We start from the raw sequence: 19095 nt of genomic DNA, 5'->3' as shown, positions 1-19095 counted from the left end.
CGACCGCAAGCTCAAGATCCACTATAGCGCACCCGCCCAACCGTCAGTGACGCCTACCGCGCCCGCGGCCGCGGCCGCCCCCGCACGCGCTGGATCCTCATACCCTTCTCCCGTGCCCCCCTCCACCCCCCTCCGCCGCGTAGCCGTTCTCGTGCTCGAAGGGGCGAAGCCGCTCGATGTCGGGATTCCCGCGCAGGTGTTCACGACGCGGGCGAGCATGCCGTACGAGGTACGGGTGTGCGGGGCGGCGCCGGGGCTGGTGGCCGGGGGTGACGGGCTGGCGTACTCCGTCGCGCACGGGCTCGACGCGCTTGCCTGGGCCGATCTCGTCTTCGTGCCCGGGTACCGCTTCCCGGACCGGGAGGAGCCGCCGCGGGCCGTGCTGGAGGCGCTCGTCGCCGCCCACCGGCGGGGCGCGCGGCTCGCCGCGATCTCCACCGGGGCGTTCGCGCTCGCCGCCACGGGGCTGCTCGACGGGAGGCGCGCCACCACGCACTGGCACTACACGCGGGCGCTCGCCGCGCAGTACCCCCTCGTACGGGTCGACGCGAACGTCCTGTTCGTCGACGAGGGCAGCGTGCTGACGTCGGCGGGTGCCGCCTCGGGCATCGATCTGTGTCTGCACATCCTGCGCGGCGATCTCGGGGTGGCCGCGTCCAACCACGCGGCCCGGCGGCTGGTCGCGGCCCCCTACCGCAGCGGCGGGCAGGCGCAGTTCGTGCCGCGCAGTGTGCCCGAGCCGCTCGGCGAGCGGTTCGCCGCCACCCGTGAGTGGGCGCTGCACCGGCTCGACCGGCCCCTCACGCTGGAGGCGCTGGCCCGGCACGCGGCGGTGTCGGCGCGTACGTTCTCGCGGCGGTTCGTCGAGGACACCGGGTACACGCCGATGCAGTGGGTCATGCGCGCCCGTATCGACATGGCCCGGGAGCTGCTGGAGCGGTCCGAGCGGGGGGTGGAGCAGATCGCGCAGGACGTGGGGCTCGGCACCGGGGCGAATCTGCGGCTGCATTTCCAGCGGGTGCTGGGGACGACGCCGAGTGAGTACCGGCGTACGTTCGCCCAGGGGGAATAGGACGTTCGCTCGCTGTGCGGCTGTGCGGCTGTGCATCTGCCGGCCACCGCCGTCGAGGAGAGCCGGGACCTGTCCTCGACGTGCCTCGACGAGATCCTTGGCGAGATCCTTGTGAAGGTCCGTGGCGAGATCCTTTTGAACCGTGGCGCTTACGCCTCTCCCCTGCTCCGGCGGCCCGCGCGAGGCTTGAGGCGAACCACAGAGCCACCGCGGCAGTGACAGGGACAGGAACTCGCTCATGACTCGCATCGCCATCAACGGATTCGGCCGCATCGGACGCAATGTGCTGCGTGCGCTGCTCGAACGCGACAGCGATCTGGAAGTGGTCGCCGTCAACGACCTCACCGAGCCCGTCGCCCTCGCTCGGCTGCTCGCCTTCGACTCCACGTCCGGCCGGCTCGGCCGCCCGGTGACCGTGGACGGGGACACGCTCGTCGTCGACGGCCGCCGTATCAAGGTGCTCGCGGAGCGCGAGCCGGCGGACCTGCCGTGGGCGGAGCTGGGCGTCGACCTCGTACTGGAGGCGACGGGCCGCTTCACCTCGGCCAGGGCCGCCCGTGCCCACCTCGACGCGGGCGCGCGGAAGGTCCTGGTCAGCGCGCCTTCGGACGGCGCCGACGTGACGCTGGCGTACGGGGTCAACAACGACGCGTACGACCCGGCGACGCACACCATCGTCTCCAACGCCTCCTGCACCACCAACGCGCTGGCGCCGCTGGCCTCCGTCCTCGACGAACTCGCCGGGATCGAGCACGGGTTCATGACGACCGTGCACGCGTACACCCAGGAGCAGAACCTCCAGGACGGCCCGCACCGCGACCCCCGCCGGGCCCGCGCCGCCGGGGTCAACATCGTGCCGACGACGACGGGTGCGGCCAAGGCGATCGGCCACGTACTGCCCGGTCTCGACGGGAAGTTGTCGGGCGACTCGATCCGGGTGCCCGTGCCGGTGGGCTCGATCGTCGAGCTCAACACGACCGTCGCGCGGGATGTGACGCGCGAGGACGTGCTGGCCGCGTACCGCGCGGCGGCGCAGGGGCCGCTCGCGGGTGTTCTCGAGTACTCGGAGGACCCGCTGGTCTCGTCGGACATCACCGGCAACCCGGCCTCGTCCATCTTCGACTCGGCGCTGACGCGGGTGGACGGGCGTCATGTGAAGGTCGTCGCCTGGTACGACAACGAGTGGGGGTTCTCGAACCGGGTGATCGACACGCTGGAGCTGCTCGCGGGGCGGTGAGCCTGGGGACGCGGGGAGGGCGGGGCGGGGCCCGTACGGGCCCGCTCGGCGTCAGCCGCGGGCGTCTGCCGCGTCAGCCGCGTCAGCCCCGGCGGGAGAAGAATATGGTGGCCAGGACGTACGTCGTACCGGCCACCCCTCCCAGCACGTCCCACGGGTGACCGCTGTTCCCGCGGATCAACTCGGTCGCGAAACCGCCCAGCAGCACCAGCACGAGCACGTTCAGCGTGAACGCGGACGCGCGCCGGTTGATGGCGTGCCGGCGCTCGTCCGTCGTCTGGCCGCGCAGCATGGCGGCCGCCTCCGACCGGCGCGATGCCGTGACGAGGATCAGTACGTACACGGCCATGATGACGAAGCCTGCGACGGCCATGCCGGGGTCGTGCCGGGCGAGGAAGATGGCGATGTAGCCGACGCCCATGGCCAGCCCCAGGGCCGGAACGGCCCATCGCTGGCCGCGTGTGGTGCCGGGCTCGTGGTCAGTCGACATGAAAGATCTCCTCCACCGTCTTTGCGAAGTACCGGGCCATACGGATCGCCAGGGGCAGTGAGGGGTCGTACCGGCACTGCTCGATGGCGTTGATCGTCTGCCGGGACACACCGAGCTCCTGGCCCAACTCCTGCTGGGACAGGCCCCTGGCGACGCGCAGCTGACGTAGATCGTTCCGCATGTATGGAAAGTAAGCTTTACATGCGTGGGGTGTCAAGCACCCTTTACATCGGAGCCGGTGGCGGCGTCTCGGGCGCCGTTCACTCGCCGTCGGTGTCGCCGTCGGTGCCGTCGTCGCACTCCGCGGTCGGTGTGTTCTCAGCTGCGGGGCCGCCCCATGACGATGGTCGCCGCGCTCAGTGACGCGGCACCGATCACCGCGAGGAGGACGCGCAGGGGCAGGGAGGAGTTCGCGCCCAGGATCGCGGGCATCGCGACCAGGAACGCTCCCAGTGCGCTGATGGCCACGCGGGAGATCAGACGTATCCGGGAGTGCTTGATGATCACCGGGAAACGCACCGCGGCCACCGGTGTCGTGCCCGGTTCGGCGGGGCCCAGGCGGATCGTGACGTGGGTGAGCGCGTCGAACGACGAGGCGTCGGGCTGGAGCCAGAACTCGGTGGAGTCGTAGCGCAGTGCCACATCGTGGGAGTGGTCCGAGGAGACGCGCAGGAAGCGGCCGTCGGTGGAGCACGTGAGCGTGATCTTCGGTGTCTCGGTGTAGCTCTGCGAGTAGAAGCTGACCGGGAGCCGCGCGGGCTGTAAGTCGCCCAGGCTCAGGCGCCCTTGCGGCTCGAAGGTGAACGCCGCGGCACTCGCGAGATGGGCGGGCTGGTCGACCCGCATGAAGTACGAGTTCTCAAACGTGGGGTGGAGCGCCAGGCGGCGGGCGACACTGATCCACAGCTGCGCCTGGTCCCCGTTCGTACGGATGGGGAAGGCCGGGAATTTGAGGACGGCCGGGTAGTACGTCCCGCCGTTGCCCTCGATCATCTTGTCGATGGCCCTGCGGCTCTCGATGTTGATGTCCGTGCGGGAGAGCGCGTAGTCGTCGAGATCGACGTGGTCGGTGACACGTAGTTTGAAGAGGATGACCTCGGCCACGCACTCCGCCGCCACGACTTCGGCGACTCTGACGGGAAGCAGAAAGCACTCGGCGGGTGTGGTGGCATCGGCGATGAAGCCGATGAGAGCGCGCTGCCCGAGGACGGATCCGCTGGCCACCTTCTGCTGGAGCGAAGAGGCCACGTACTGGGCCTCATAACGGAATTGGATGAGGGCGCCCCGGGGCAGGGCCAGGGCGGTGAGGATGTCCTCGGCGTATCGGCGCCGCAGGTTCGACGACAGCAGCAGGACCTGCGGGCGCTCCTCCTGTTCGCTCACGTCTCCCCCTGAATCCGGCGATCCCGGTGGCCCTCGTGAATTCGGTGAATCCCGTGGTTCTCAGACCGATTCGTACAGGGTGCGCATACCCCACTTGGCCGTCATGGACTCTTCGAGGCGTGTGTAGCGTGACCAGACGCGGTCGCCCGGAAGGTCGTCGACCGCCAGACGCGTCACGGGCTCGTAGCGGATGCCTTCGCGGGTGAGTTCGTCGTGGCGGCGGTAGATCACCTTTTCCTCGAAGCCGTCGGCCTGGTCACAGGTCAGGTCGATGACCAGACGGGCGGTATCGGCGGCCGGCCCGATCTCGATCCAGCAGTGGTGGTCCACGGAGGAGATCGACGGGTCGTCGAAACTCAGCCTCCCGTAGCAGTACGTGGCTTCGATCTCGCGCAGCCGCAGTTGGCGGGCCAGCCACACCGAGCTGACGCCGCACTGCCCTTTCGACGACAGGGGCTCCCGGGCGTAGCTCGGGTGTGCGGTGGAGAGCGACCAGGCGGCTTCCAGCCGGTGGCGGTAGCCGCGCAGTTCGTCGGGGTCGAGCGCGGGAGGTTCGCCGACGGGAGCCCTGGGGGTTGGTTCGGCCACGTGCTGGAGGGTTTCCACTTTCCGGGTTTCTTTTCTCGCCGTGCTGTCCGTGCCGAGCACCACCAGGAGGTTGCGGTAGTTTCCGGCTCGGCGGTCCGTGCCTGTGGCCGACAGGGATTGACGGCGTGTCATATAGCTCCCGAACTGGTCATAGAAGTAGGCCACGGGCGCCGTCGCGAAGGGAATGAAGTTGGTGGCGTGGAGCGCCGACCCGGTGAAACCAAGTAAGGGGTTGAAGGCTGTCACGATGAATCTGCATCCCATGGACCGCACATGCCTCACGGCCTGCCCAATGGTGAAGCTCATAAGATTCCGAACGGCTCCCGACAATCCTAGGGCACGGGTGAGGATGAGCAAGTTGCCGCGCTCGGCGGGAATACCCTGCCGCCGCAACGCCTGTACGACGCCGGGCCTGTCGCACACGGAGAACGCGAGGTAGGTGACGGGATGGGTGGCTCCCTGCAGATAGCATCCGACCTCGACCATCGTGTCGGCCCTGGCGCAGAGCATGTAATGGAGCTTCGCCTGGTAGAGATACCCGTGACCGGGGGAGACCGGGCCGAAATTCACTCCGACGGAGGAACCGTCCGGGCGCCGCACGGTGAATTCCCGCCGGGCCTGGCCGCCCCCGAGGAGCAGCGAGCTGTTGGCGCAGATATCCGCGTCCTGGGTATAGCCCGCGATACGGCTGGAGCGGGCGATCAGCCGGGTCCGCATTTCCTCATAGAGTGACGCGGACGGCCGCTTCCCGTGATCCGCCCCGAACATCAACGGAGCGTGCAGGCGCAGTTGGATGTCGAAGTCACGGGCATTTGTTCCGCATAACGCGGCATCAGCCGCGACCAGCTCCCGGCAATCGGCGGAAAGCGCGTCGATCAGCGGATCCCTGAGCTGCCGCGCCAATGCCGACCAGCCCGTGGAAGGCTCGTCGGGGTGATGAGGTGACCGTGCCTGCCGTGGAACCGGGGGCGCGTACGGCAAGGGGCTCGGCGCGTCCGCCGGCACGGCGTGGCCGGGTCCAGCGGCGCCGAGGGCGGTCCTGGCCATCAGTCGTCTCCGGAATCGGTCCTGCGACAGGACTGAACATCGTACGGGCGGCCCCGTGGCGCTGTCAGTCGGATGACGCCCAATGGCGGTGCGGGGCAAGGAGGTTGACCGGGATGCGCCGTCGGCCCGTCGCGTCCTGGTCGCCCCTGCTGTGCTCTTCGTGCGCCGCGCCCTCCGGCGTGCCGCGCCGGGCCCGGTGCCGCCCGTTCATCCGGCCCCGCGTACCTCCTCGTTCACTCTCTCGGGTGAACGTGGGCGTCTTGGAGGGAGAAGTGGGGCCCGGGAGCCGTCAGGGGGGCGAAAGCGCGTATCGCGGCCGGGTCCTACAGATGGAGAAAGACTTACATGACGCCGTCCTTGGAGTGGACCGGGTATCTCCCGGCCGCCGTGAGCGCGGTGCACGCGCTGGGGGCTCTGGTGCGCCTGTGCCGGGAGCGCGGCCCTGCTCGGGGCAAACCTCCCCGGCCTCGGGGCCGGCGCGAGGGGTGCTGCCGGTGCGGCGCCGGCGGTCCGTACGTCCAGGCCGTCCCGGCCGTCCAGCTCGTCGACGTCGTCGAGTCCGTCCAGGTCGTCGAGGTGGATGCGGGCGTCGAGGTGGATGCGGGCGTCGAGGTGGACGCGGGCGTCGAGGTGGACGCGGGTGGGGAGCCGGGGCCGTGGTAGGCGATGGGGTGGGCGGGGAGGGCCCGGAGTGCGGCGGCGGGGACGTGGGGCAGCGGCTGTTGGACTGTTATCCGGCGTTCATGGGCTCCCAGCCCTCCGTACTGCGGCGCAGATTCCGGTTCCTGTCGCTGGCCGCGTGTCAGGACGTCGCACAGGAGGCCTTCTTACGGGTGGGCCGCAAGGCCGCGGCCGGGGGGCTGGTGCCGGAGACCAACGTGATGGCGTATCTGCGGCGTACGGCCTTTCATCTCGCCCTCGACCGCTGCCGTGAGCGGCCACGACGGCTGCCGGCGGTGGTGCCGGAGCAGCGGGCGCCGGCCTACGAGGACCTGCAGGTCCTGCGGGAGCTGGTGATCCCGGCGATCGGCGAGATGCCTCAGAGCCGGCGGCGGCAGGTGGTGGATCTGCAGAGCCAGGGGCTCAGCGACGCGGAGATCGCGGCCCGGCTCGGGATAGCCGCACCCCGCCTCCACAACCTGCGGAACAAGGCGGTCGCGGACCTCAGACGCAGCCTCGCCGGGCATATACGGGAGGCCCACCGGAAGAAGCAGCAGCACGAGAGGGAAAGGTGAGCGATGTGAGCAGGGACGACGACCACCACGACGGCGTCTTTTCGACAGGGCGCCCGGAGCCTGTGGTCCCGGCCGGGCTCGCGGACCTGCTGGCCCACCTCGCCGGACCGTCCGACTTCTGGGACCGGCCCGAGGGGGACTTCGGTCCCCTGAGCGATGCGTACGAGCTGACCCGCGGGCAGCGCGCGCACGCCAACTCCCTCTACCGGCTGGGCTCGAAGGCCCTGGCCCGCGGGGAGCTGCGGCAGGCTGCCGACTGGCTGGGCACGGCCGCCGCGGCCGGACACCCCGGCGCCCTGTTCCGGCTGGCCGCGCTCACCGCGCGGGTGGGGGGCGGGGGGAGCGAGGACGAGGACGAGGACGTACGGGTGCGTGTCGCGCCGGACGTACGGGCTTGTGTCCCGTCGGACGTGGGGGCGTGTGTCCCGCCGGACGTACGGGAGCGCGTCGCCGAGGACGTACGGTTCCTCGTCGCCGAGGCCGCCCGGCACGGGCACGGGGACGCGCGTGTGCTGCTGGCTGCCGCGACGGGGCGTGCCTTACCGACTGCCGGGCCGGGGCCGGGGCTGGGGCTGGGGCCGGGCCAGGGGCCGGGTCTCGGTGGCGTCGAGGACCCGCTCTTCATCGATGAAGTCCGCGCGGGGATCGGGCTGTTCGGGCAGGGCCCCGACGCACCCCGCCGGCTCGTCCTCGTACCCCCTCCGCGGCTGGACTCCCCCGCCGGCGCCGGCCACGAGCCCGCCGGCCCCGTCCCCTCCGGAAGGCTGCTGCTCCCGCCGGGCCGCCCCGCGCTCACCACCCCTCCCCCGCCCCCCCGCGGCGGCGAGCGCGAGCCCTGGTCGGCGAACGCGCTGCGGCCCGCGGTCCTGACCGACATGGCCCGCGGGACGCTCGCCCACACCGACACCCCCGAGCAGTGGAAGGCCGCGGTGAAGGCCCTGGACATCCTGTACCTGGTGGAGGAGGCGGACGGCACCAGTACGCGGGCCCTGGCGCGGCGCAGCGGGCTGCCGCTGTCCGCCGTGACGTGGCTGCTGCACTGGCTGCGCGGCCAGCACTTCGTCTCCACCGTCGCCGGGGCGCACTTCCCCGGGCCGCTGATGGGGATGACCGGCGGCCCCGAGCAGCGCGCCCAGCTCCTGGAGCAGACCCTGGCCGGGCTGCGCGACGACCTCGGCGCCGCCGTGTACGTCAGCGGCTACACCGACGGCGACGTCACGGTCTTCCAGTCCGCCCACGGGCCGCAGGCCCCGGCGGTACGGGAGTGGGTGGACTTCCGCGACGCGGCGCACGCCAGCGCGGTCGGCAAGAGCCTGCTGGCGCAGCTCGACTTCGCGGGGCGGATGGACCATCTCGCCCGCCACCGGCCGATCCGGCTCACCGAACGCACCATCACCAACCCCCGGGCGCTCTTCGAGGCCCTGGACGGGCACGGTCCGCTGGCCGGCCAGTTCGACCTGCTGGAGTACTCGCACCACGCGGTCTGCGCCGCCTTCTCGCTCGGCATCCCCGGGCGCACCGCGAGCGTGGCCCTCTCCCTCCCGGCGGGACAGCGCCACCGCCTGCTGGACGCCGCCCGCGCGCTGAGCGAACGGTCGGCCGGGCTGCTCCTGGTCCTGCTGCTGACCGAACAGGCCGACAGGGGCGACAGAGCCTCCGGCGCGCGGCGGCCGCCCCCGGGGCCGGCGGCCGTGCCGACGGCCCGCGCGCTGCCCCGGGTGCGGGCGGGCGTCTCCCTCACCCGGGTGATCCGGGGATAGCCACCGACCGCCACGCGGGCGTGGGGGCCCTGGTGCGGACCGCGCTCACGGCCGTCCTGAGCGCGGGGTAGGTGTTCGCGTCGAGCCGGTCGTCGATCCGGTCGTCGGTGCGGTCGTCGGTCCGGTCATCGGTCCGGTCATCGGTCCGGTCGTCGGTGCGCGCCGGGGCGGGAGGCGGGGACGTGGGGGGCAGGGCGCGGTGGAGCGCAGGCGGGCTCACGACCGGTCTGCCGCCGTGGCACCCGACGGGAAGCTCCCGACGGGAGGCTCCGGACGGGTACCCGGCCGTGAACTTCACGCGACACATTCAGGTGAACATCGGGTCCGAGGCCCGCCCTTCACCCCACCGCCCGTAACCTGCTGCCCGAGATGACGACCGACTTCGCCGACGAGGCTCGCAGCCGTACCGCCCGCCTGCTCCGGATGGCCGCCACCGCGGACGAGCGACTCCGCTCCCAGATCGTCGAGTACGCGACGACCACCCCGGACCCGCCGCCCCTGGGCCCGAACGGCATCCAGACCCGCGGATGCGGCCGCTGCCACCGCACGATGTGGGCCCAGCGCGACTACTGGGTCTGTTCCTCGTGCGGGCATCTCGAGGACTCGGCGGGCTCGTAGGAGGGCTCCTCCTTCGGGCAGGGGGTTGTCGTGCGCCTGAGGCTCCGGGGGCGGCGGGCGGCGTCGAACCCACCTGTCGCGTAGGGGATATGGCGGCTGGGGTTATCACGCCGTGATAGGTCCGGCGGCGTTCGCCCCCGTCGGCCGGGACGCCTCGCACCCGAGTACGGAGGCGTCAAAGAGGCGCCAAGGAGGCGTCAAGGAGGCGATGCCGGCCAGGCGTTCGTGGTCGGTCAGCTCGACAGGATGCTGACCAGCACCCCCATGGACATGGCGAGACCCCCGATCAGGAACCACCATCCGACGATCTTCTGGATCACCGCGGTGGTTCCATCGGCCCTTTCCTGGCCGGGGGCCGCCGTAGGCGTGCTCGCCTGAGCCTGCTGGCGGTGCCACGTCGCCAAACCCTTGAAGTCCGTGACGATCGCACCACCCAGCGCCGCCACGGCCAGGGGGAACACCACCGCGGCGATCTGGCCGCCGATGCCCAACTCCCCGACCGGCGTACCCTCCAACGCGATCACTGCTGCCAGCTGATGCACTGCCGCCTCCCCCGTCACAGCCACGGACACGAGTGCATGCTAGGCCGAAAAACGACCCCCGACTCCCGCCTCACGCCGCTGCGCGACGGACGTGCTCACCCACACCGCGCAGGTCAGCGCAGCACCCCCTCCAGGAAGTCGCTGCCCAGGCGCGCCACGACCGTGAGGTCCAGCTGGTGGTGTACGTACCGGCCGCGCCGCCGCGTGGTGATCAGCCCGGCCTTCCGTAGCGCCGCGATGTGCCGGGACACTTCCGGCGCGCTGATGTCGTGCGCGGCCGCGAGTTCGGTCGTGGTGTACGCGGAGCGGGCCAGATAGCGGCACATCCGGATCCGCATCGGGTGGGCCAGCGCCTCCATGCGCAGCTCCAGCAGCTCCAGCGAGCCGGGTCCGGGCAGTTGGGGCGCGGCGGCCGGGTAGTGGATCACCGGGCGCCAGCGCGGCGCGTGCAGCACCCACAGATGGGGCCAGCCGAAGGAGGAGGGCACGAGGGTGACGCCCGCGCCGACGGCCGCGTCCAGCGCGCTCGTACGGCCGCTGGTGAGTTTGTCGACGCTGATACGGGACCCGTCGTCCTCCAGCGCGACCGCGGGCGAGACCTCGGCCAGCGCCTCGGCCAGGCCCTTGTGGCGCAGCACCTGCGTCTTGTGCCGGGCGTCGGCGGCGAGCTCGACGCGTACGCGCTGCCAGACGTCGTCGAAGAACACCTCTGCGCAGTCCTCGAAGAGACGGCGGATCCAGGCCCGCACGGCGGGCGGGTCCTCCAGGAGCCGGGTGGCGAACTCCACTTGCCGCGGGCCGCGGGCCGCCGCGCGCTCCAGGGCGTGGGCGCGGGCCTCGGCGTCGCTGAGCGGGGACGGGCCGCCGCGGCCGTAGGTGCTGGTGCAGGAGATCTCCAGGGCGGCGTCGACGAACACGTCGTCGTCGAGCCGGTCGAGCATGTCCAGGTCCTCGGCGAGGGTCGCGCCCGGCCGGCCGTCCGTGTCGGGCAGCGCGGCGAACGGCAGCGATATGTCGGAGAAGGAGGAGGTCCACAGGAAGTTCGCGTCGCACAGCCGGTCCGCGAGGTCCGGCTTGAGCGCGGCGTTCGTCGCGGTCGTCCACCCGTGCAGCCCGGGGTGGTGCCCCGGCTCGGCCAGCGCGTGCAGCGCGGCGAACAGCTCGGCCAGCGGCGCGGGGCTGAACACGAGCCGCTCGGGCGGGAGTCCGGCGATGTCGATGATCACGCTCATGGGTCCATGGTGCCGGAATCCGCGCAGGTGGGCGACGTAATTTGACGATTCCCGTCAACCGTCCGCCTGCTCTTGTACGCGGCGTACCAGGGCCGGGGCGTACCAGGGGCGGACGCCGCGCGCCGGGCGCCGCCGTGGCCGAAGCGGCCGGTGAACCCCGGGCGCGGCCGAGGCCGGCGGTGGATCGTCTCGGTCCGCCATGGACGTGGCCAGGGAGGAAACAGATCTCCTATGCGAAGAGCAGCTCCGCCACCCTGCGATACTGGTCGGCCTGTGCTGCCGCCAGTTCCCACAGAGCGGTGGGACCGCCCTCCCGGAGCCGCTCCTCCGACTCCTGCTGGCAGGCCAGCTCGAAGTCGGCGAGCCCGGTCCCTACATCTGTCCGGACCTCAGCCGGCCATGCGGCCGCGGCCTCCAGAGAGAGTTCCAGCCCCCGTTCGGGAGCAACCTGCTGCCCCGGCCGGGTTGCGACGAGCACCACGTCCGCGATTCTCAGCCCCGTTCTGAAGAAGTCCCCACCCGGCAGCTCGGCCGGGTACCTCGTACCCAGGGTCCAGTTCACCCCGAAGGCCTTCCCGAGGACGGCGGCGTCGAGCTCCTGCCCGTCGAGGGCGGCGATGACGTTGTCCACGCCCGCCGCGACCTGGTCGTAGCGGTCGGGCAGCCCGGCTCGGTCAGCGAGCACCCTTAGCGCCCCGCCCAGCCTGACGGCCGCGGCACAGCAAAGTGCCTCGCCTGCCTCCACCCTGTCCCTCCCTCTTCAGGACTCCCGAGGAGACTTGAACACCTCAATCGCACCAACCACACGCTCCGAGTCAAGGTGCGCATGGATAGCCTGCCGCTTACATATTTCGCCCGGCTCCACACTGGAAGCGAAAACTCACTCGCCCCTTGGAAGCTCTCTTCCTGGGAACCTGCGGAATCCTCAGGAACTCATGGCGAGTCACTCACCATGCGCGGACCAGCCCTACTCCGGCCGACGCCATCGCCCAACTCATAAAATCCGGTTCACGCTGGCCAAATGAACCCATCTATAGCGTCATCGCAGCGGCCGCGCCATGATCCCAAGTATGGAATCATGGCGATTCGAAGCACCGGTTGACGGGTCACACTCGACCCCTGATCAATAGCTCGGCTTCCTCTTCGCGTCCTGCAAGACGACCGGCCTCCCTCACCTCGCCGATCGCCATACCTTGCGCAAGTTCGTGGGCTGGGTGAATACCATCCGCGTCTCCCCGATCCAGCATGCCGAGGAACCAACGAATAGCTCGAACCTTGTCCACCTCGGTACCCACGCCATCACGGCACCAGCAGGCCGCAACGAACATAGCCGGAGCATGCCCCTCTTCGGCGGCTTGCAAGTAATAGGACAGTGCCTCAGCGTCGAGATCACGATCCGACAGCTCATCGCCGAGAAGTGCACATGCTTCCGGAATCCCTCCCTCCGCCGCCATGCGCAGCAGGCGCAAGTACTCCGAGTCGTTACGTTCGACTCCGGCGCCATTATGGAAATTGACAGCGAGGTTGTACGCAGAGTACAAGTCACCATCTTGAAGTGCGCTTTCGAAGCAGAGGTTGGCACGCACCGGATCCTTCTGCACTCCCAGGCCGTGGAGAAGCATGAACCCGAGCCCTCTTTTACCTTCCGGAACCCCAGATTCAGCCGCGTCCCCGAAGAGCTCGAACGATCGATCCACATCGATCGAGAGGTCCAGCATAATCCCAGCCAGCAGAGCCTTGGCATCCACATTACGCATCGCCAGAGACTCAAGCTGGGGCATCAGGTCGCCAAGACGCGACCGCGCCTGGCCCTCCCCCTTCCGCATCGCGTAAACAAACCAGTTACCCGCAGCGACAATGTCACCCTCGCGCAGGGAAGCCTCCCCACGAGAAACCAGGGAAGCGGCCGAAACCCCTCTTGGAAACTGGCGCCATTCAGGGGCAATCTCACTCATTCCAGAACCCGCCCGTCGACCCGAAGCGCTTCTCATATACCCTCCGAAGCATACACCACCCCATGATCGGATAAGTGAGCACCGGACCATCAAGACGAAAACGGGAAATCCCCATGCCGGATTCCCCCGACATGGGGGATGATCTACCACCAGGCAGGATGATCAATCACTTCCCAGGTTCCATCCGGCTTGAACACGTTGATCACCTCTGGATCAGTTACATGGAGATCCCTACCCAATTGCTTCGCTCGCTCCTGGAACCAGCCGAGGCAATTATCGCACATTACCCGCGACACGGATATATTGTCCGTGGAATTCAGGGTAGAGACTTGCCTTTCAGCGTGCGACAGGTAATACGCCCCCGGACCAGCGCCGTTATCCATGAAAGCGTTTGGAGTCCGAAGGTGGTGCGGCATTGCATTCAGGACCTGCTCCGGCGTAGCCCGGGAAAAGCCTGTCGGCACGCTGCTTGAGTAGCCGCTCACCGCCACGGTGCTCCCAGCTCTCGCCGCCGTCTTCTTGGCCTCGTGCGTCGGCAAGCTTGCGTGCTCGGGTGATGGCGCTGCACGTAGTGCGGCCGAGGTCGGGCAAGTGTTGTGCACAAGCACCGGGCTACTGCCCACCAGCACGTAATACGTGTGGAGTTCTGCGACCGTGAGGTTGTGCATGTCGGCCGCGCCGCTGACCGTATGGATGGCGACGAGAATGACTCGCTGCCCCTTGTCGGTCGTCAGTGCATGTCCGACTTTGAGCTTTCCGGCCGGGACCCAGTCCTTGGTGGTGGTGTCCCAGAACGGGTGCTCAGACGTGGTGTGGAGCGTGGCGGTCTTGCCGTTTGCGCCGCGGATGTCGACGTCGATCAGGTCGTTGTCGTGGTTGACGAGCTTTGCTGTGACCTGGCGCGGCCCCTTGTCTTTGCCAGTAGCGGGGTCTGCGGCCTCGACCTTGTCGCCGACCTCGATCTTTCCGATGGGCTTGGTCTTGCCCTGGTCCATCAGGACGAGGGTGTCCGGGGTGAAGCTGCACTTTCCGGCTCCGCTGCCGGCCTCGACTGGAGCCTCGGGTGCGGGTTCCGGGCTGTCGTGGGTGCCGCTGCTCGGCTTGCTCGGTTTGGTGGTGTCGGCGGGCTTCCCGGCGTCGGGCTTCGCTGAGGGCTTGCCCGCGCCCGGATCGTCGCGGAGCATCCGCGAGACCGTTCCTCCGGCTTCGCCGACCTCCGCACCGGCTGCTACCGCCGCCTTCGTCGCCCTGTATTCCTTGGCGAGCTTGTAGACGCCGTAACCGTCCGCGGCGACCTGCGCGACAGTTCCGGTGACTTCCCCGGCGACGTACGAAGTCGACTTCGTGTCGACGCCGAAGAGGTCGGCGAGCGGGTGGCCGTCCGACTCCCAGGAGTTGTGCGGCAGTTCCATGCTCAGCAGGCCGGGCGGGCCGTCCCATCCGGTCCACTCGTTGAAGAGCTCGTTCTCACCGTTCCAGATGCTGGAGATGGAGTTGCCGAAGTATCCGAGACCGTTGACGCCCCATTCCCACGGCGTGCCGACGACCGAGTCGCCCACGCCCGTGAAGAAGTTGCCGACGTCATCCCAGGAGGGCCAAGACCACAGGCCGCTGGGGTCGCTGGAGTTGATGGGGTCGTTGCCGGCGTAGGCGTAGCCACCCATCTGGTTGGGATCGCCGGCCTCAAGCATCGGGTCGACGCTGAGGAAACGTCCCAGAACAGAGTCGTAGTTACGGGCGCCCAAGAGGTTCAGGCCACTCGTGGTGTCGACGGGCTGGCCCAGGTAACCGCGGTTGTCGATCCAGTTGGCCGGGGTGGTGCCGCGCGGCGCGCCGTAGGGGTCGTAGGCACGACGGGTGACGGCAAGGCTGGAGGCCTCGACCTGGAGCTGGGCGGTCTTCTGCGGGTTGGTGGGCTGGTAGGTCAGCGTTCCGGCGGAAGAGCGGGTGATGCGGGTGCCGTCGGGGCTCGTGTAGTAGCGCAGGCCCGCGACCTTGTCGGTGGCCTTGGTGAGGGTGAGCTGCTCGGCGCCGCCGAAGAGGTAGAGGACGTTGGAGTCCGCGCCCTTCTGAACGAGCAGGTTGCCGTCGGCGTCGTAGAGGTAGGCGGAGGTCTGGGTTCCGCCTCCCGCCTTCGGTGTGGTGACGGTGTCGGTGCGGCCTTCGGTGTTGTAGGCGAGCGTCTGCGTGGTGGCAGTAGCCGTGCCGGACTTGGTGTCACGGCTGGTGGTGTTGCCCGCGGCGTCGTAGTGCGGAGTGAGAGTGGTGGCACCGCTCGGGCCGGTCGTCGTGACGCTGGTGACAGTGTTGGGGCGGGCGGCCTGGGTGGTACCGCCACCGGGATACGCGCTGGTCTGGACGGTGTTCTTGAGCGCGTTGCCGGTGGTGTCGTGCTTGACCTGCTGGGTGCGGTCGCCGAGCAGGTTGTAGGTGAAGGACTGCCAGTACGGGGCCGGGCCGCCAAGCGTCGCGGCGGACGGGGTGCTGGTGTTGCAGTTCGCGAGTTGCCCGGTGGCGGCGGAAGTTGTGCCCTTGGTGTCGGTCCAGGCCTCGGCCAGCCGGTTCATGCCGTCGTACGCGAAGCACTGGGTGTCGGTGCCGGTGATGGTGCCGCCGGAGGACTGGACGTCGACGGTGGTGGCGAGGTTGCCGGCCTGGTCGTAGCCGTAAGTGGTGGCGTCGATCGGGTTCGTGCTGCTGGTCTGCAGGCTCACCGTGTTCGTGGCCAGGCGACCGGTGGCCTGGTCGTAGGACTGCGCGGTGCGCAGCTGCTTGCCGTACAGGCCGTAGGTGGACTGGATGACCTGGCCGAGCGGTGTGTAGAGGGTCTTGTCGAGGTAGGGGGCCAGGTCGGAGCCGGTTTCGACGAGGCCGCCCTGGAGGTTGTAGCCGTAGCCGACACTCTCGGCGGGCAGTCCACCGTCCGCGCCGTAGGTGGTGGACTGCAGCAGCCCGACGCGCGGGGTGTACGCGGCGCTGGTGCTGTACGTGCCGGCGAGTTTGCCTTCGGCCGCCGGAATGACGGTGGTGGTACCGGTCGGCTGGTAGGCGGTGTTGTATCCGTTGACCTTCTTGATGTACGCGCTGCCGTTGGCGCCACCGATATAGCGGGTCGAGGCGGTCGGGTAGCCCTTGGCGAGGGTGTCGTAGGTCCAGGCAGCGAGCTGCCTGCTCGGGTCGGTGGTGCCGGCTCCGTCGTAGAGGCCGGTCTTGCGGCCGAGGCTGTCGTAGGCGTACGAGAGGGTCTGGCCTCGGCTGTCGGTGCTCTGGGTGAGCCGACCCTGCTGGTCGTAGCTGTAGCTGCTGGCACCCGCGTCCGGGTCGGTCTGGGCGGTCTTGCGTCCCAGCAGGTCGTAGGTGAACGACCAGGTGTTGCCGAGGGTGTCCCGGATCGAGTCGGTCTTGCCTGCCGCCGTATACGTGTAGCTGGTCGTCACATCTGCGGGCGCGGCCTTGCCCTGAGTGCCCGTGCTCCAGATGCTCCTGCCGGCGGCGTTGTAGATCTGGACGCCGGCGTCGCCCCGCACCATGGCATAGGCGCCGGTCGTCCCGGTGGTGCCGCTGCCGGAGTTCCACAGGACAGTGCCAGTGGCGCTGGTGACGACGAAGCTGCCGTCGGTGCGCACTGTGGCGCTGGCGCCCGGGTTTCCGCCGGTGTTCGTCGACCAAAGGATCTGGCCACCGGCAATGCCGGTCAGGACCAGGTTGCCGTCGGGCTGCATGGACAGGCGGACACTGCTGGAAGCGACCTGGCTACCCGAAGCGATGACGGTTCCAGCTGTCAGCTTCCGGTCCGGGGTGGTGTCCTTCAGGCGGGTCGCGGTTGTCCGGCCCTGCGCATCCGTGTACGTGACGCTCGGCTGGCCGCCGCCCGGTGGGGTGCTCTCGGTGCGGTCGGCGCCCGGGTAGGAGGTGGTGGATTCCCAGAGCTTGACTGCCCTGGACCACTGCTGGTTGGCGACCGCCCGGCCCTGCCCGTCATAGACCGTGCGGGTCTGGGATGGGACCGTGTTCTCCCTCTCCACCCACATCGTCGCGGAGGGCGCTGTGGTGGGGTCGGAGTAGGCGGCGATGCTGGAGACGGTCCAGCCATGGCTGTCGTAGCCGGTGGAGGAGATCAGTCGGCCCGCCGAGTTGTCGGCGGTGGTCGTCTGCTGCTGGCGGGTGCGCAGCAGTCCGTCGTAGATCGAGATCGCGGTGTTGTACGTCTCGTCCTCGCGCAGGGTCTGCGTGGTGACGGTGTTCGGGTCGGGGCTGTCGCCGCTGCCGTGGACGGCGTAGCTGAACTTGCGGTCGGGGGTCTGCGTCGCCTTGTCGCGACCCGGCTGCCACACCTGGGTGCGGCGGCCCAGCGCGTCGTAGGTCATGTCCGTGACGCGGTTGTTGGCGTCGACGGACTGAGTGGTCAGGGCCCGCGCCGGGTCGACGACGACGGTCGTGGTCCAGCCGAACGGCTGGGGGTAGGTCGTGGTGACCCTGGTGGGCAGGATCCCGGTGCTCGGGGAGTAGGCGGTGGTAGTGGCCTGCGAGGCAGTGTCCAGCGTCTTGGTCACGCGCCCGTAGTCGTCGTAACTTACTGCCGCCAGTGTCTGGTAGACGGGCTCTCCGCCGGCGTCGTACTTCGTCACCGTCTGGGTCGCGGTGAGGTATCCGAGCGAGTGCGACTTGCTGTCCGAGGCCCATGTCTGGCCGAGCTTGCCGTACGTGCCGGGGGTGGAGACGGTGCCGTCGCCGTCGTAGAAGAGCCGTTTGTGGCTCAGGGTGGTCTTGCTGTCGGGTGTGGTGTCGCAGCCCCCCGCCAGGTCCAGCGTCTCGCTGGGGTAGGTGAGCATCATCGGGTTGCCGGACGGTGCGTCGGCGTAGCTCGTGACCGTGCAGTGTTCCTGCTTGGAATCCGAGACGTCGCCCTTGTCGTCGACTTGGTGGACGCGCCCGTGGCTGTCGTATTCGGTGATCCCCTTCTTGGTGCGCCAGCTGCCGTCGGCGAGCAGCTCCATGGTGCGGTTGGTGACCGAGGTGGTGCGGTGCGCGGTGAGGTCCGGCAACGTCGACAGGGTGTCCGGGGCCGGGTCCTTGGAGGTCCAGGCCGTGCGGGAGCTGCTGGCCGTGGATGTCGTGGTGAGCGGTCCGTTGAGTGTCTTGCTGACGGGGATGCCGCTTGCGTTGCTGTAGACGACGGTTTCGAGGGTGGCGCCGGCCAGCCAGTTGCTGTCGGTCACCGCGGTGTCGTCGACGGAGTTCTTGATGGAGACGGACCGTTTGGTGCCGTCCTTCTTGTAGTCGCCGTCCATCCCCTGCAGATAGGTGGAGACGGACTTGGTGACCGGGTCCGGCGCCGTGCCGGTGGTGGTGGTGACGGTGCGGTAGCCGCGGAAGTCGCTCCAGTCGCGGTACTGGTCGTCGGCGAGGTCGGAGTCGTCACGGTGCCAGGCCGCGCCGCCACCGTACGAGTAATTGGTGACCTTCGGCGGGGAGTTGGCCTTGGTCAGGTCGCTGTCGGTGACCTGGACGACGAGCGTCTTGTGGAACCAGTCGTCGATCGGGGTGATGGCTCCCGACGGGTTCCAGTGGACGGGGTAGCAGGGCATGGTGTTGCTGTCCGCGGCGGACGGCATGGTGTGGTTGACCCGCGAGCACTCCGGGCTGCGGTAGGTGACCGCGATCGACTCGCCGCTCTCGGTACGGATGCTGGAGATCCGCGGGTGGTACAGCGGCGGCGCCCCGGGATCCAGCCCGTCGACCCGGTTGTCCATCTCGATGCCGGTGAAGGTGACGGGGTCCAGGGTGAGCGGACCGCTGCCGCCCGCGCTGGTGTCCAAGCCGGTGTGCTGGATGGAGGACAGCCACATGACCGACTGCAGCTTTCCGGCGTTCTTCGGGTCGGTGGTCTTGCCGGTGACCGGGTCGATCACCCCGCCCGCGTCGGAGAAGACGTG

At 69.3% G+C, this 19095-nt stretch carries 16 protein-coding genes; 6 read left to right on the top strand and 10 right to left on the bottom strand.

The features are described 5' to 3' along the window. Window positions 1–112: 112 nt before the first annotated feature. Both AB0G17_RS34040 and gap read left to right on the top strand, forming a co-directional pair. On the top strand, window positions 113–1072 hold the full coding sequence (locus AB0G17_RS34040) for a helix-turn-helix domain-containing protein (RefSeq protein ID WP_361390991.1): 960 nt from the start codon (window positions 113–115) through the stop codon (window positions 1070–1072). Window positions 1073–1310: 238 nt separating this feature from the next. Then, window positions 1311–2309, top strand: a complete 999-nt coding sequence (gap, locus tag AB0G17_RS34035; protein WP_361390989.1) for a type I glyceraldehyde-3-phosphate dehydrogenase — start codon at window positions 1311–1313, stop codon at window positions 2307–2309. Between the two features lie 82 nt (window positions 2310–2391). Here the strand turns inward: gap and AB0G17_RS34030 are convergent, their stop codons facing one another. The 4 genes from AB0G17_RS34030 to AB0G17_RS34015 all read right to left on the bottom strand — a co-directional run bounded on the left by AB0G17_RS34030 (window position 2392) and on the right by AB0G17_RS34015 (window position 5817). Further along, on the bottom strand, window positions 2392–2799 hold the full coding sequence (locus AB0G17_RS34030; protein ID WP_361390987.1) for a DUF2178 domain-containing protein: 408 nt from the start codon (window positions 2797–2799) through the stop codon (window positions 2392–2394). Then, window positions 2789–2980: a helix-turn-helix transcriptional regulator gene (locus AB0G17_RS34025; protein ID WP_361390985.1), complete on the bottom strand. Its 192-nt coding sequence runs from the start codon at window positions 2978–2980 to the stop codon at window positions 2789–2791. Before AB0G17_RS34025 ends, AB0G17_RS34030 begins: the two co-directional genes overlap by 11 nt. A gap of 137 nt (window positions 2981–3117) precedes the next feature. Further along, window positions 3118–4182: a hypothetical protein gene (locus AB0G17_RS34020; protein ID WP_361390983.1), complete on the bottom strand. Its 1065-nt coding sequence runs from the start codon at window positions 4180–4182 to the stop codon at window positions 3118–3120. A 60-nt stretch (window positions 4183–4242) separates the two neighbouring features. Further along, window positions 4243–5817: a hypothetical protein gene (locus tag AB0G17_RS34015; RefSeq protein WP_361390981.1), complete on the bottom strand. Its 1575-nt coding sequence runs from the start codon at window positions 5815–5817 to the stop codon at window positions 4243–4245. A 345-nt stretch (window positions 5818–6162) separates the two neighbouring features. Between AB0G17_RS34015 and AB0G17_RS34010 the strand changes: the two genes are divergently transcribed. From AB0G17_RS34010 to AB0G17_RS34000, 3 genes are read left to right on the top strand one after another with little or no spacing between them, the layout of a single operon-like run. Then, a complete protein-coding gene (locus AB0G17_RS34010) occupies window positions 6163–6480 on the top strand; it encodes a hypothetical protein (protein ID WP_361390979.1) in 318 nt (105 codons plus the stop codon). Further along, the gene (locus tag AB0G17_RS34005; protein WP_361390977.1) at window positions 6474–7052 is read left to right on the top strand and encodes a hypothetical protein; all 579 of its coding nucleotides are present in this window, start codon (window positions 6474–6476) and stop codon (window positions 7050–7052) included. Before AB0G17_RS34010 ends, AB0G17_RS34005 begins: the two co-directional genes overlap by 7 nt. A gap of 5 nt (window positions 7053–7057) precedes the next feature. Next, complete coding sequence (locus AB0G17_RS34000) at window positions 7058–8812, top strand: IclR family transcriptional regulator C-terminal domain-containing protein (RefSeq protein ID WP_361390975.1); 1755 nt, start codon at window positions 7058–7060, stop codon at window positions 8810–8812. On the opposite strand, the gene AB0G17_RS33995 is transcribed toward AB0G17_RS34000, so the two are convergent. Next, entirely contained in the window at window positions 8790–9032 is a 243-nt protein-coding gene (locus AB0G17_RS33995) for a hypothetical protein (protein ID WP_361390973.1), read from the bottom strand. The two genes, AB0G17_RS34000 and AB0G17_RS33995, sit on opposite strands and share 23 nt — an antisense overlap. 149 nt (window positions 9033–9181) lie before the next feature. Here AB0G17_RS33995 and AB0G17_RS33990 point away from each other — a divergent pair, with 149 nt between their 5' ends. Then, window positions 9182–9430, top strand: coding sequence for a hypothetical protein (locus tag AB0G17_RS33990; RefSeq protein WP_361390971.1), 249 nt, complete (start codon window positions 9182–9184; stop codon window positions 9428–9430). A 233-nt stretch (window positions 9431–9663) separates the two neighbouring features. Here the strand turns inward: AB0G17_RS33990 and AB0G17_RS33985 are convergent, their stop codons facing one another. From AB0G17_RS33985 to AB0G17_RS33965, 5 genes are all read right to left on the bottom strand, one after another. Continuing rightward, window positions 9664–10002 (bottom strand): hypothetical protein, encoded by a 339-nt coding sequence (locus AB0G17_RS33985; RefSeq protein ID WP_361390969.1) that lies wholly within the window; start codon window positions 10000–10002, stop codon window positions 9664–9666. An 83-nt stretch (window positions 10003–10085) separates the two neighbouring features. Continuing rightward, the gene (locus AB0G17_RS33980) at window positions 10086–11204 is read right to left on the bottom strand and encodes a DUF5937 family protein (RefSeq protein WP_361390967.1); all 1119 of its coding nucleotides are present in this window, start codon (window positions 11202–11204) and stop codon (window positions 10086–10088) included. 229 nt (window positions 11205–11433) lie between these two features. Next, on the bottom strand, window positions 11434–11889 hold the full coding sequence (locus AB0G17_RS33975; RefSeq protein ID WP_361390965.1) for a hypothetical protein: 456 nt from the start codon (window positions 11887–11889) through the stop codon (window positions 11434–11436). Window positions 11890–12310: 421 nt separating this feature from the next. After that, window positions 12311–13159: a tetratricopeptide repeat protein gene (locus AB0G17_RS33970; protein WP_361390963.1), complete on the bottom strand. Its 849-nt coding sequence runs from the start codon at window positions 13157–13159 to the stop codon at window positions 12311–12313. 143 nt (window positions 13160–13302) lie between these two features. Continuing rightward, the gene (locus AB0G17_RS33965; protein ID WP_361390961.1) at window positions 13303–19071 is read right to left on the bottom strand and encodes a polymorphic toxin-type HINT domain-containing protein; all 5769 of its coding nucleotides are present in this window, start codon (window positions 19069–19071) and stop codon (window positions 13303–13305) included. Window positions 19072–19095: the final 24 nt, after the last annotated feature.

The organism is Streptomyces sp. NPDC023838, assembly GCF_040639555.1.
Taxonomy (GTDB): domain Bacteria; phylum Actinomycetota; class Actinomycetes; order Streptomycetales; family Streptomycetaceae; genus Streptomyces.
This window is presented reverse-complemented; position numbering and strand designations above follow the sequence as displayed.

What these genes read in the sequence shown, in the direction of transcription:
- gap (WP_361390989.1), top strand. Translation starts at nt 1,311, where the DNA reads ATGACTCGCATCGCCATCAACGGATTCGGCCGCATCGGACGCAATGTG.
- AB0G17_RS34030 (WP_361390987.1), bottom strand. Translation starts at nt 2,799, where the DNA reads ATGTCGACTGACCACGAGCCCGGCACCACACGCGGCCAGCGATGGGCC.
- AB0G17_RS34025 (WP_361390985.1), bottom strand. Translation starts at nt 2,980, where the DNA reads ATGCGGAACGATCTACGTCAGCTGCGCGTCGCCAGGGGCCTGTCCCAG.
- AB0G17_RS34015 (WP_361390981.1), bottom strand. Translation starts at nt 5,817, where the DNA reads ATGGCCAGGACCGCCCTCGGCGCCGCTGGACCCGGCCACGCCGTGCCG.
- AB0G17_RS34010 (WP_361390979.1), top strand. Translation starts at nt 6,163, where the DNA reads ATGACGCCGTCCTTGGAGTGGACCGGGTATCTCCCGGCCGCCGTGAGC.
- AB0G17_RS33990 (WP_361390971.1), top strand. Translation starts at nt 9,182, where the DNA reads ATGACGACCGACTTCGCCGACGAGGCTCGCAGCCGTACCGCCCGCCTG.
- AB0G17_RS33980 (WP_361390967.1), bottom strand. Translation starts at nt 11,204, where the DNA reads ATGAGCGTGATCATCGACATCGCCGGACTCCCGCCCGAGCGGCTCGTG.
- AB0G17_RS33970 (WP_361390963.1), bottom strand. Translation starts at nt 13,159, where the DNA reads ATGAGTGAGATTGCCCCTGAATGGCGCCAGTTTCCAAGAGGGGTTTCG.